Annotated in this window: 11 protein-coding genes; 7 read left to right on the forward strand and 4 right to left on the reverse strand. The window is 42.2% G+C overall.

Annotation, left to right across the window (positions count from 1 at the left end):
* Positions 1–106: 106 nt before the first annotated feature.
* On the reverse strand, positions 107–1,789 hold the full coding sequence (locus B9Y89_RS09135) for a multicopper oxidase family protein (protein WP_085522930.1): 1,683 nt from the start codon (positions 1,787–1,789) through the stop codon (positions 107–109).
* 189 nt (positions 1,790–1,978) lie between these two features.
* Between B9Y89_RS09135 and B9Y89_RS09140 the strand changes: the two genes are divergently transcribed.
* Positions 1,979–2,734 carry a hypothetical protein gene (locus B9Y89_RS09140; RefSeq protein ID WP_085522931.1) on the forward strand — a complete coding sequence of 252 codons (756 nt, stop codon included), beginning with the start codon at positions 1,979–1,981 and terminating at the stop codon, positions 2,732–2,734.
* A gap of 290 nt (positions 2,735–3,024) precedes the next feature.
* Here B9Y89_RS09140 and B9Y89_RS09145 read toward each other — a convergent pair whose 3' ends face one another.
* The 3 genes from B9Y89_RS09145 to modA are packed head-to-tail and all read right to left on the reverse strand — an operon-like array spanning position 3,025 to position 6,033.
* A complete protein-coding gene (locus B9Y89_RS09145) occupies positions 3,025–4,389 on the reverse strand; it encodes a TOBE-like domain-containing protein (protein ID WP_085522932.1) in 1,365 nt (454 codons plus the stop codon).
* Positions 4,376–5,215, reverse strand: coding sequence for an ABC transporter permease (locus B9Y89_RS09150; RefSeq protein ID WP_085522933.1), 840 nt, complete (start codon positions 5,213–5,215; stop codon positions 4,376–4,378). The genes B9Y89_RS09145 and B9Y89_RS09150 overlap by 14 nt, the downstream gene beginning before the upstream one ends.
* On the reverse strand, positions 5,212–6,033 hold the full coding sequence (gene modA, locus B9Y89_RS09155; protein ID WP_085522934.1) for a molybdate ABC transporter substrate-binding protein: 822 nt from the start codon (positions 6,031–6,033) through the stop codon (positions 5,212–5,214). The genes B9Y89_RS09150 and modA overlap by 4 nt, the downstream gene beginning before the upstream one ends.
* Before the next feature lie 393 nt (positions 6,034–6,426).
* Between modA and B9Y89_RS09160 the strand changes: the two genes are divergently transcribed.
* From B9Y89_RS09160 to B9Y89_RS09185, 6 genes are all read left to right on the forward strand, one after another.
* The gene (locus B9Y89_RS09160) at positions 6,427–6,978 is read left to right on the forward strand and encodes a hypothetical protein (protein ID WP_085522935.1); all 552 of its coding nucleotides are present in this window, start codon (positions 6,427–6,429) and stop codon (positions 6,976–6,978) included.
* Between the two features lie 6 nt (positions 6,979–6,984).
* Positions 6,985–7,245 (forward strand): hypothetical protein, encoded by a 261-nt coding sequence (locus B9Y89_RS09165; RefSeq protein WP_085522936.1) that lies wholly within the window; start codon positions 6,985–6,987, stop codon positions 7,243–7,245.
* A gap of 174 nt (positions 7,246–7,419) precedes the next feature.
* The gene (locus B9Y89_RS09170) at positions 7,420–8,280 is read left to right on the forward strand and encodes a helix-turn-helix transcriptional regulator (RefSeq protein ID WP_085522937.1); all 861 of its coding nucleotides are present in this window, start codon (positions 7,420–7,422) and stop codon (positions 8,278–8,280) included.
* 97 nt (positions 8,281–8,377) lie between these two features.
* Entirely contained in the window at positions 8,378–9,538 is a 1,161-nt protein-coding gene (locus B9Y89_RS09175; protein WP_085522938.1) for a Gfo/Idh/MocA family protein, read from the forward strand.
* Between the two features lie 32 nt (positions 9,539–9,570).
* Complete coding sequence (locus B9Y89_RS09180; RefSeq protein WP_085522939.1) at positions 9,571–10,647, forward strand: Gfo/Idh/MocA family protein; 1,077 nt, start codon at positions 9,571–9,573, stop codon at positions 10,645–10,647.
* A 336-nt stretch (positions 10,648–10,983) separates the two neighbouring features.
* The gene (locus tag B9Y89_RS09185) at positions 10,984–12,156 is read left to right on the forward strand and encodes a TraB/GumN family protein (RefSeq protein WP_085522940.1); all 1,173 of its coding nucleotides are present in this window, start codon (positions 10,984–10,986) and stop codon (positions 12,154–12,156) included.
* The last annotated feature ends 208 nt before the right edge of the window (positions 12,157–12,364 follow it).

Genomic DNA, 12,364 nt, shown 5'->3' on the forward strand with positions numbered 1-12,364 from the left:
TTGTTGAACGTTCTAGTATCGTATATTGAACTTTTGCGTTCACTTTGGGTTACTAAAAGGTCATAGACGATAGATGGGGCTGTTCATAAGACAGCCCTCTCTTGACTTATTCGGATGTGTCGGATTCGACATATGAGAAGTAGGTCATTAGCCCGCTGTCTGCATGGTGTTCCTGGTGACAGTGGAAGAGCCAATTCCCTGGATTATCAGCCTTAAACGCGATAGAGAACCGTTGCATGGGTTTAACATTAATCACATCTTTGCTAAGCCAAGGTTCTGCCAAGGTTTGACCGTTGATGGAGACGATACGGAAATGATGCCCATGTAGATGCATCGGATGACTTTCCGGTGATCGATTGAACAAATTGATTTTAATCATTTCCCCCTCACGGAGTTTGTAGGGGGTTATATCTTTGAAATTCTGGAGATTATTCCAGCTCACCCCATTAATTCCCCAATTCATGCCATTTGAGCTCATGGTCATGCCAAGGTTCATATTGTAGACACGGTCATAGTCTGTTGTATCTGGTCCGGGAATACCGGCTGTGATGCCTTGATATTTGGGAGCATTGTCTGGCGGATCGGCTATTTTTAAATGTTTTGGGGGATTATCATCATCCGAAGGTGTTAGCACGACATTTGCACGCATACCCAATTCACTATGACCGGGATCGGTATCAAGCATTTTGTATTTACCTGGTTTGTTCCCAATCAAATAAACGCCGATGCGTTCATAAGGCGATATTTCTACATACTCAACGGGTTGTGCAGCAGGTAGTGGGGCGTTGTCATGGGTGACGTACATTTTCATGCCCTCTACCTTGATGCGATGCGTTTGAAAGCCATAATTGAACAAACGTAGCCGTACCCACTCGTGAGTCTTTGCCTTAAATACATGTTTGGGATCCCGCTTTCCATTAATGGTGAACACATTATAGAGATCAGCGGTGCCAAGAAGGGCATTCGGCATCATCTGCTGCATCATGCTTTGATCCATCCGATTGCCATCGGTTGCCGGTGGTGGATTGCCTTCACCCGGTATTTTCGATTCATCTAAGCCGACGATCCATTCTGTATCTGTATCGGGATAAGTAGTGGGGCCGTTGGGCTCGATGATCATTGGACCTATCATCCCCTTATTCGCCTGTAGTGAGCCACCATGGGCGTGATAAATATACATCCCTGCCGGTTCAGCGGTAAACTCATAAGTGTATTGTCCTCCGTACTTCACAGGAGACTGTGTAATGTAGGGAACACCGTCCATGCGATTGGGTTTAGGTATACCGTGAAAGTGGATGGTCGTTTCAAGGTCCGGTATTTGATTACGAAATTTGACACGTACCTGTTCCCCTTCTTTAACCCGAATGACTGGCCCTGGAAATACCCCATTATAAGTCCATCCTTTAAATGTTAATTGATCGTCTATTTGCACGGTCTTTGGATAAGCCGTAATCGTAAATTCCCGAACATTACCCTGCTTGGTACTTTCTGCTTCGGGTTGTGAGGGAGAGACTTGCTTATTGTTTACTGCTGTCAATGGGAGTGGAGCAGTGGATGGGTTGTTATGGTCTGAATCCGCGGATGCTTCTGATTTTTGTACAGGTGTTGCTGCCTGACTCGTATGGGGCATAGCTGAATAGACAATTGTGAGAACCCAGGTTAACAGCAGTACAACCGCTATAATAAATAGAATAAGAAAGGTGGCTTTTGTATAGAACATCCATTTGCGAAGGGTGCGTTTGATCCTTTTAATCCGCTTTCTGGTCGCTTCTCTCCATCTTTTAAACATGATTCACCTCTCCAATTCATATCGTTCCATCCTATGGGAAATGTATGGATTTTGTGATGTCCGTCTTAATTACTCCTAAGTTCGGAGAGAAGATGCCGTCATTCCTATATCCAATCATTCATACGATAATTGAAGAGACATTTTTCAGATGAGGTTGACCTTGAGATGAGGTGACTGGGAGGGATAACCATGAAAAACCCGTGGCTGAGGTTTGCTGCTTATACTCTAGTGGGTATCTTCATATTTGGTTTATTAATTATCACTATTTCTTTCCTGTTTCCACACGTGCCAAATCGTGTAACAAACCCACAACAGACGACGACAACGTCGAATAGCAACAGTAGCGGGACGCCGGATGGGAATTCAACAAACGCCAACAATTCAGAGGAAAATGGAAACTCAAGTGTGACAGGCACTAACAATTCAGAAGAAAATGGAGGTTCGAGTGAGTCAGATTCGAATAATTCGACACAAAGCGGAAGTTCAAGCATGGCCGACTCGAACAATTCGGGAAGTAACCAAGATTCCAATACCACGGATTCAATGGGCGGGGCAGGTTCAATGCCTTCCAATCAACGTTCTAGCATTACCGATTCAATGCCGCCCAATCAAGGCTCAAATAATGCGGGTTCAAGTGGGTCACAAGATAATCAAGATGCTAATTCAGCGAATTCCAGTGAATCAGGTGGCAGCAAGGATTCAAGTATGGGAGGTTCAAGTAGTTCAGGAGACAATCAAAATAATTCCAGTATGCAAAGCTCAAGGATGTCCAGCATGAGCGGAGGAGGTCAGGGCAGAGCGCGCGGGATGAGCATGATGAAGATGATGGGTATGGGTGGCTCTAGTATGAGCAGCGGCAATGCCGATCAATCCGGCGGTCAAGGTGACTCCTCAAATGAAAGTGATTCGAGCGCATCGGATTCATCCAGTCAATCTATGCAATAGGGAGACTATCTAGAAAAGTCGGTGATGAGATGGTCAGGAACCTTCAATATCAAAGTTGATCGATCTAAATGAGTGTGTGTGAGAAGAAGGGAGGGATGAGTTTGTTCGATATATTTTTTAAATTGATTGCTCATGTCATTTTCTTGACGGTTGGTCTGGCCTTATCATCCTATCTTCGAACTTATTTTATGTCTATGTTTAATCGTAAATAATAACACGGAAATAGCGCTAATTAAAATGACCCAGTACCTGATCAGGTACTGGGTTTTAAATTATTGCAGATTTCGCAGCTATTGTTCACATTGATTTTGCCGATGTTTAGAGTGATCAGCTTTCCAGCAGGCCATGCCGCCTTCTAAAATCCACACATGTTGATAGCCTTTTTCTTCTAAAAGTTCCATTGCCTTTTGACTCCGTTGTCCGCCGCGGTTACAGACAACCATGATGTTAATGTCCGATTGTAACTCCGAATGACGTTCCTCAATTTCAGATAACGGCATCGATTTTGCGCCAGGAATGTGCTCTTCGTCAAATTCTTTTGGATCTCTAACGTCGATGATTTGGTTCATTCTCGTTGAAACAGCTTCTTGAGCATTGGTTAACACTTGTATCGCTGCAGGGTCAATAACAGCGTAAACCGTCTCCTGCTCTTTTAGGTTGAGTTCCTCAAATGTTTCGGCTGAAATTTCTGCCGTCAGCGGTAGTAAGCCTTCAATTTCGACCCGGGTCCGATTGCCGTAAGACAGAATGTTCACGACTTCACCCTCTAATATATTCATTTTATCATTAACAGGTTGTTGCTTTGTAAGTTCAATATCCCATGAATAAATCATCACCGACAATACACCATCGGCCGATCCGGTCGTTCGTAATGTAACGTTGCCTTCGTTGATTTGTAGGCGAGTCAAACCATGATCTGAACCAGTAGCTTTGCCAGAAAAAAAGTTTGTTCCGCTAAAATCAGCGACAAAAGGGGAACGTGGTTGCATTAACAGGTCTCGGGCTGTTCCTTCCTGAATGATGCGGCCATGATCCATCACGAGAATGCGGTCACCAAGGCTGATGGCATCTTCATAGTCGTGTGTAACAATGATTGTGGGAATATTAAGTGACATCAACGTTTTTTTCAACTCACGGCGAACGCGGCCACGGGTGGTAACATCCAATGCTGACAAAGGTTCATCTAATAGCAAGGCTCTTGGGTTCAATACAAGGGCACGTGCTAAGGCAACCCGCTGTTGTTCACCCCCAGAAAGTTCAGTGGGCATACTATGACTAAGGTGGGTGATATGTAATGTTTCAAGGATATCATGGACCTTTCGGCGTTTTTCACGTTTGGACAATTTTTTAGCGTCAAGCCCGTAACCAACATTTTCATGTACGGATAGGTGCGGAAAAAGGGCATAATTTTGAAAAACAAAGCCTATTTCCCGATGTTCAGGCGAAACGTCAATATTTGTTTTAGTTTCATAGAATATTTTCTCATCAATTTCGATATAACCCACATCAGGTGTTGTTAATCCCGCCAATAGTTTCAGTGTTGTACTCTTACCGCAGCCGCTCGGTCCTACGATGACCATAGTTTTATCATCCATTTTAAAATTTAGTTCGAGTTGAAAGTCACGGAGTGTTTTCTTGACTTCACAGGTTAGCATAGACTTGTCTCCTTTCTTTTCTTTTATGTGATGATTGTTTCATCTTCGGCCAATAACCGATTAATTTCACAGCTAGTAGTAAGAAAAAGGCAACGATGATTAATAGCGCAGAAATGGCAATTGCAACACTTGGCTTCGATTGCATCGCCGTAAAAATCGCCAAAGGCAATGTCTGTGTTTCACCAGGAAGATTACCAGCGAACATAATCGTTGCACCGAACTCGCCTAATGCTCGCCCCCAACTCAATGCTGCACCAGAGATCAATCCTGGCATAGCCAGTGGTATTATGATACGAAAGGAGGTTTTCATCTTTGACATACCAAGTGTACGGGATGCAGAAATGAACATTGGATCGATCTCTGAGAAAGCCGTGCGTGCGCTCTGGATATAGAAAGGTGCAGCGACAAAACATTGCGCCAACACAACAGCAACAGAGGTGAATCCTACATTGATTCCGTACTCAGCTAATAGCTGTCCAATGAAGCCAAAACGCCCGAAAACCATGAGCAGTCCTACGCCGGCAACAGCTGCCGGGATGACAATGGGAAGTTGGATCACAACCTCGAGGACCTGTTTTCCCGGAAAACTTTTACTCGCTAGAAAATAGGCCAGAGGGGTTCCAAACAAGATGATTAATACCAAAGAAGTTAACGTCGTAAAAAAGCTTAACTTCAATGCCTGGTACGCTAAAGGCGTTGTCAATTGTGACCACAAGTCCCCAGGCGTTAAATCAAAGAAAATGGCCACAACTGGTAAAAACAAAAAGATGACTGTCAAACACATGATCACTATTAAAAGCAGTTTCAGCAGCCGTGATCCTTTCATTTTTTCACCTCAGTTGCTTTAATAAGGTTATGGTCTTCTAGAATGTTTTGTCCCTGATCAGAGTGAACAAAATCGATCCACTTTTGAGCCGATTGCGGGTGGTCACCATTATTTATGACTGCAATCGTATCCGTCGCTCTAACATTCAATTTTTTTGATATATCAATGGTTTTGACCTTCTTTCTAACCTCTTTCGTTAGATCTGTTACATAAACAAAGCCTGCATCCGCCTCTCCCATAGTGACTTTGCCCACCACTTTTTTGACATCTGTCTCCAAGGAAACGACCTCTGACAACACTTCTTTCTTAAAATCTGATCCGTAGGCTTGATTGGCTTTATCCAAAACTTGACGGGCGTAAATCCCAACTGGAACATTGTCTACACCAATCACTAGACGAAGATTTTTGTCTTTGAGATCCTTTAAACGCTGGATCCCAGCGGGGTTGCTTTTCGGCACAATCAGGGCCATTGTATTATAGGCGAATGTCTTATATTCGTCAGTAAAACCTTGCTTTTCTATAGCCTTCATATGACTAAGATTTGCTGAAGCAAAGACATCAGCAGGAGCTCCCTGTTCAATTTGTGTACGTAAAATTTGAGTGCCTGCATAACTTACCTTGGTATGAATCCCCGTCTGTTTTTCAAACGCCTGCTCCATCTCATTAAATGCTTCTGTTAAGTGGGCCGCTGCATATACAGTTAATTCTTTACCATTGGATTGACCAGAGCCGTTCTCTTTATTATTTACGCTATTGTTACAACCAGCCATAAGTACGACGACTCCAAGGACTATTGCCATATACTTTATAAATGTCATGCTTCAACCGCCACCTTTATGTAATGTCTTTGTATAAAACCACCAAAAGCGTAATGTTATAGGAAAATGCCGTCTTAAAACCAATCCAAATTTAATTCACCCTTCCTAAATTTATGTAAATTCAGTCTATGGGGAATCGTTCGAGGTTATGATGTTGGACATGGTTTTCTAACTATTCTAGGTAAAAGATAGTGATAATGACCCATTTCATCGGACAATCCCTCTCAAGGAAAATAAAACATAAACGGGATCCTATTCTATTTTTGAAAATCCAAGTGTTTACGGTGATACGGTTATGCTCATATTCAATCAGTCATAGGATAGTTGGGAAGACCATACCGGAGCATTTTTAGATGGGATTTATATAAAGAAAGATCACTGGGAGGGTTATCAATGAAAGACCCGTGGCTTAAGTTTACGGTTTACACTCTGGCGGCGATCTTCATACTTGCCTTGTTCATCATCATTGTTCCTCTCTTAATTCCAAATGAGTCTGTGGGTCGTAGACCAAGCGGCCCTCAGATGACCACCCCCATTAATGGTATGTCAGTGGGAGGAACCACAGATGCTAGCCAATCAGGAGGAGGAACGAACAGAGGCCCCAGTATGAGAATGATGATGGGTATGGGTGGTTCCACTATGACCAGTGGAAATACCAATCAATCCGACAGTCAAGCTCTCCCCTCCAATGAAAGTCATTCAAGCGGTTCAACATCATCATCTAGTCCCTCAGAGTTGCCGGGCTATTTATTCACATATCTCAACCCATCTTCATCACCTGGTCTCGGCGCATTTTTCTTTTATGCATTTGCAGGCTTGATTGTGTTATTTCTTATGGCATTATTAATCGGTTTGACAGGTCTTGTTGTTGCCTATTTTCAGAGATCGCGTTCTTATGCTAGGCGGCGCAACCAAAATTCCCAAGTGACTCAGCAAGAGGGGTGAATACGGATGGAAAGCATATGGTGGAGATGGATCAGGAACTCGTTAATAGGATTAGCGGTTTTTAGTTTTGCTGAATTAATTGTTATTGCTTACTTTGATGGCGTCCCTATCAATATACGGGGATTAACGGGCAGCTTTTTTGGCATATTCGTAGGCATCTTATTCACAGCTTTATTTATTTTCTTTGTTGTTATTTTCATCTATAGTTTTGCACGAGTTAATTCATTGCTGGAAAGAGATATTCCTAGAGAGTTTGAAGATAATTAGGATCAGCATAGGGTTGCCCTCACCCCTCCTTGGAAATTGTAATGCTATGAATTCCGGAGGGGTTATTTATATTTCATAGATGTGTTGATAAAAAATATGGAATTAACAAGATTTTAGAGTTCTAACGTCGAAATAGAATTAAAGGAAGATTCAAGGAAGATGAGGTAACGGTATATGAGTGTAGGAAGTACACCGGATCAAACAACAGATTTCGCCTATTATCGTCAGTCGAAATCGGATGTTCTGTTCCATTCGCATACGTGGTATGAAATTTACTATTTTCACAGGGGAAAATGCAATTACTTGATAGGCGATCAGATCTATGCTCTTGTCCCTGGTGATTTAATTATCATGAACGGTATGACCTTACACCGACCAAAGCTGTTTGAGCATGCTGAATACGTACGGTCGGTTATCCATTTTGAACCGGCGTATTTTCAGAATGTGCTTCAGCCGTTGGGGATGGAAAATATATTGCAGCCATTTGAACAGCTGCAGTCGTATTGTATTCGGTTAAATGAAGCGGAGAGGCAGGAAACCGAGTGGTTATTGCAAAAAATGAACAACTTTCAGCAACAGCACGATGTCGTTTCCGATTATCGATTTTATCTTACTTTTTTAGACTTATTGACTTCTGTCTACATATTTTTTCAAAAGCCCATGGCAACTATTAAAGCACCTTCAAGTGAAAAAGAACACCATGTACAGCGGATCATGTCTTTTATCGAAAGCTGTTATATGCAAGATTTAACGATGCAACGGCTAGAAAATGAGCTTCATTTAAGCAAGTCCTATTTATCAAAAGTCTTTAAAACTGTGACAGGGGTTACAGTATTTAATTATTTATATCAGAGGAGAATTAACCAGGCCAAAATTTTGTTTGTGCTTGAACCAGACAATAGCGTAACAGAAGTGTGTTATAGGGTAGGCTTTAAGCACCTTGCTCACTTTAGCAAAGTTTTTAAGCAATTAGAAGGGTGTTCGCCTGAGCAGTACAGAAAAGTAGAAGATCACAAACAGAACAACCACAATTAAATGGTGAAGGTGTATTGGTTAAAGAGGTGTTAGTAGAAGTCCCCCTTTTTTCTTTATGATTGATTTAACAAATTAAATTTTTAAAAGGGGTTTGGTTATGAGTAACCTGCGCATCGGGATTGTCGGTTTTGGAAATATGGGCAAAAGTCATGCCCGTTATCTACAAGCGGGAAAAGTAAAAAAAGCAACATTAACGGCTATTTTTGATATCGCCCCTGAAAAGTTGCAGTGGGCACAAGAACATCTAGGTGAAAATGTCGAAACCTTTGCGGATGAGGAGGCTTTTTACTCATCAGGAAAAATAGATGCTGTTATTATTGCAACCCCTCATTATGACCACCCGGCAGTGGCTCGGAAAGCTTTCACTCACGGCTTGCATGTCCTTTGCGAAAAACCTGCGGGTGTATACACGAAACAAGTTCGTGAAATGAATGAATCGGCGAAAAAAAGCGGCAAAGTCTTCGGCATGATGTATAATCAGCGGACGAATCCTTTGTATCAAAAACTTAGAGAGTTGATTCAATCCGGAGAATTAGGTGAAATTCGTCGCATGAACTGGATTATAACGACTTGGTACCGTTCACAAAGTTATTACGAATCAGGTGGGTGGAGAGCGACCTGGTCCGGAGAAGGAGGCGGGGTACTCATCAACCAATGTCCCCACCAGCTTGATTTATGGCAGTGGGTCACTGGTATGATGCCGAAACGGATACGCGCTTTTTGTTCGTTTGGTAAATACCGAAACATTGAGGTGGAAGATGAAGTCACCGCATATGCGGAATATGAGAATGGGGCAACGGGTGTTTTTATCACTTCAATCGCGGAAGCACCGGGATCTAATCGTTTAGAGATAACAGGGGAAAGAGGAAAGGTCGTCGTGGAGGGAGACCAGCTGACTTTTTGGCGCCTGCGTGTTTCGGAAACGCAGTTTAATCAGGAATATCAGGGTGGGTTTGGCAGTCCAGAATATTGGAAATGTGAGGTGCCCATTCATGGTGAAGAAAGTGGTCACCAAGGGATCACGAATAATTTTGTAAACGCTGTCCTTGATGGATCACCGTTACTTGCACCAGGTGAAGAAGGGATTAAAGGTTTAATGCTTTCTAATGCCATACACATGTCAACTTGGACGGATGACTGGGTCGAACTCCCGATAGATGAGGCGCTTTACTATCAAAAGCTTCAGGAAAAAATACAACATTCTTCGTTTAATAAAGAAACAAAAGATATAACGTTGGATGTGGAAGGTACGTTTTAAACAACAATTAACATATAAGTGAGATGATCAATATGAGTAAAAACGATGGGATGAATTATGCTCCAGAAGGTGAGATGAACAGGGTTGTCAAAGAGGGAGAATTTTCGTTTGCTGCCGTGGCGTTAGATCACGGTCATATCAATGGTATGTGCAATGGACTCATCGAAGCCGGAGCCGATCTTAAGTGGGTTTATGATCCGGATCCGCAGAAAGTAAATACGTTTTTAAAAAAATTTCCCCAGGCAAAAGCGGCGGCATCTGAAGAAGAAGTGATGAATGATGAGGAAGTGAAATTGATAGCCGGAGCGGCTGTACCGTCTGAACGCTGCGCCCTTGGGCTAAGAGCGATGGATCATGGAAAAGATTATTTTACTGATAAAACGCCATTCACGACATTTGAACAGCTAGCAAAAGCGAAAGCCAAAACCAAGGCAACTGGACGAAAATACATGGTTTATTATAGTGAACGTCTCCACGTGGAAAGTGCTGTTTTTGCTGGTCAATTGATTGAAGAAGGAGCGATCGGAAGGGTGCTTCAGGTCATGGGATTGGGGCCGCATCAATTAAGGGCTCAATCAAGACCAAAATGGTTTTTTCAAAAGGAAAAGTACGGAGGGATTTTATGTGATATCGCCAGTCATCAAATTGAGCAATTTCTCTATTATTCAGGTGCGAAGGATGCTGATGTGTTGCACAGTAAAGTAGCCAATTATCATCATAAGGAGATGTATCCGGAATTAGAAGATTTCGGTGATGCGACCCTTGTTGGTGACAATGGAGCAACAAATTATTTCCGTGTCGACTGGTTTACACCCGATGGACTCGGAACATGGGGGGACGGAAGATCGTTAATCCTCGGAACCGAAGGATATATTGAAATTCGTAAATATATTGATGTTGCCAGGGAGGATAGCGGTGATCATTTATACCTAGTTAATGGTAATAACAGGAAACATTATTCACTTCAAGGTCAAGTTGGGTACCCATTTTTCGGTCAACTGATTCTTGACTGTATCAATCGAACGGAAAACGCCATGACGCAGGAACATGCCTTTAAGGCGGCGGAGTTATGTTTACAAGCACAGGAAAAGGCTGTTCGTGTGGAATGACCCTATATAATGCGGCGCCATATGGGCGCTTTTTTTATGCAAAAAAAGCCCGCCCATACGGGCAGGCGTTGAGGATTGAAGAAATGGGTTACCAACCAATCTTTTTATCCACACTCATTTTTTCGATGTGAGAGGGTGCTTTTGTCGGTTGATGAATATGGTAACATTAGGAAATGTAACAGGTGAGGTCCTAAATTTGGTGAGCCAGCCATCGTTTGGAACAAATAAAACAAAATGAATTCAAATTTAGCCTTTTGTAGTTTATTATATATATTAGAAAGTTATAATTTTATTTTTTGAGTTCTTAGGATAATCTTTTTTAAAAGGTAGGTCGTAATGTCTGTAGAAAACGAGAACATCACTAGGATAAATTTGGATGGTAAAGAACTTATACTAATTGGAACGGCCCACGTATCAAAGCATAGCGCTGAGCAAGTTAAGGAAGTTATCGCATCTGAACGACCGGACTCTGTTTGTATCGAACTGGATGAACAAAGATATCAATCGATTATGGATGAAAGTCAATGGCGGGATATGGACATATTTAAAGTGATCAAAGAAAGGAAAGCCACACTACTTTTAATGAATCTTGCCATATCATCCTTTCAAAAGCGCATGGCAAAGCAATTTGATATTAATCCTGGACAAGAAATGATTCAGGGAATTGAATCAGCTCAAGAAGCGGAGGCCAACCTCGTACTTGCTGACAGGAACATTCAGACAACCTTTTCTCGAATTTGGCATGGTGTTGGGCTATGGGGAAAGGTGAAGCTTCTTCTGCAGATTATCTTTAGCATTTTTAATCAGGAGAGCATCTCAGAAGAAGAGTTAGAAGCCTTGAAATCTCAAGATATGCTGAATTCAATGCTTCATGATTTCACAGTCAGTTTTCCTGAATTAAAAACGCCTCTCATTGATGAACGAGACCAGTATTTATCACAAAAAATTAAAGAGGCACCAGGAAATAAAGTTGTGGCTGTATTGGGTGCGGCCCACGTCCCAGGCATTAAAGAAGCCATTAAACAAAAACATGATTTGGCTCGGTTATCAGAGCAGCCTGCTAAATCCAAAGTCCCTAAGATCATTGCTTGGACGATTCCGATTCTTATTTTGGCAGTCATTGCTTATACCTTTTTTACCAATCCGTCTGCTGGCTTTCAGCAGACAATCAGTTGGATAATATGGAATGGTGCCTTCTCGGCAATCGGAACTGCGATTGCTTTAGGACATCCACTGACTATTTTGACATCCTTTATTGCCGCACCTCTGACTTCCTTAAATCCACTTATCGCAGCGGGATGGTTTGCGGGCATTGTCCAGGCCTATATCCGTAGGCCAAGTGTGGGGGACTTTGAGTCGCTTTCCGAGGATGTTTTTAGTGTTAAAGGTTTTTGGGGGAATAAGGTTACTCGCATTTTACTTATCGTTGTTCTAGCCAACTTAGGGAGTACACTAGGAACGGTGATTGGTGGAGCTGATGTTGTCCGATTATTTATAGAGAACTTATAAAATCGCCCTATCAATTAATATTTGAATATCGATACCCAGTTCAAACATAAGGCTGAGACAAAAGTATATTAGTCATAGAATAATCCGAACTTGTTTATGAATCAGTTCGGATTATTTGTTGAAAATCGTCATCGCGTCGTCAAAATCCTTCGTTTACCTCGGGCGTCTACGTATTTTAACGACGCTTAGAACTTGCTTTCATATCCTA

This window comes from Tuberibacillus sp. Marseille-P3662, assembly GCF_900178005.1.
GTDB lineage: Bacteria > Bacillota > Bacilli > Bacillales > Sporolactobacillaceae > Marseille-P3662.

Excerpts from the sequence above, each read along its gene's own strand:
- modA (WP_085522934.1), bottom strand. The coding sequence starts at position 6,033 with ATGACATTTATAAAGTATATGGCAATAGTCCTTGGAGTCGTCGTACTT.
- B9Y89_RS09150 (WP_085522933.1), bottom strand. The coding sequence starts at position 5,215 with ATGAAAGGATCACGGCTGCTGAAACTGCTTTTAATAGTGATCATGTGT.
- B9Y89_RS09185 (WP_085522940.1), top strand. The coding sequence starts at position 10,984 with ATGTCTGTAGAAAACGAGAACATCACTAGGATAAATTTGGATGGTAAA.
- B9Y89_RS09160 (WP_085522935.1), top strand. The coding sequence starts at position 6,427 with ATGAAAGACCCGTGGCTTAAGTTTACGGTTTACACTCTGGCGGCGATC.
- B9Y89_RS09180 (WP_085522939.1), top strand. The coding sequence starts at position 9,571 with ATGAGTAAAAACGATGGGATGAATTATGCTCCAGAAGGTGAGATGAAC.
- B9Y89_RS09145 (WP_085522932.1), bottom strand. The coding sequence starts at position 4,389 with ATGCTAACCTGTGAAGTCAAGAAAACACTCCGTGACTTTCAACTCGAA.
- B9Y89_RS09175 (WP_085522938.1), top strand. The coding sequence starts at position 8,378 with ATGAGTAACCTGCGCATCGGGATTGTCGGTTTTGGAAATATGGGCAAA.
- B9Y89_RS09165 (WP_085522936.1), top strand. The coding sequence starts at position 6,985 with ATGGAAAGCATATGGTGGAGATGGATCAGGAACTCGTTAATAGGATTA.
- B9Y89_RS09170 (WP_085522937.1), top strand. The coding sequence starts at position 7,420 with ATGAGTGTAGGAAGTACACCGGATCAAACAACAGATTTCGCCTATTAT.
- B9Y89_RS09140 (WP_085522931.1), top strand. The coding sequence starts at position 1,979 with ATGAAAAACCCGTGGCTGAGGTTTGCTGCTTATACTCTAGTGGGTATC.
- B9Y89_RS09135 (WP_085522930.1), bottom strand. The coding sequence starts at position 1,789 with ATGTTTAAAAGATGGAGAGAAGCGACCAGAAAGCGGATTAAAAGGATC.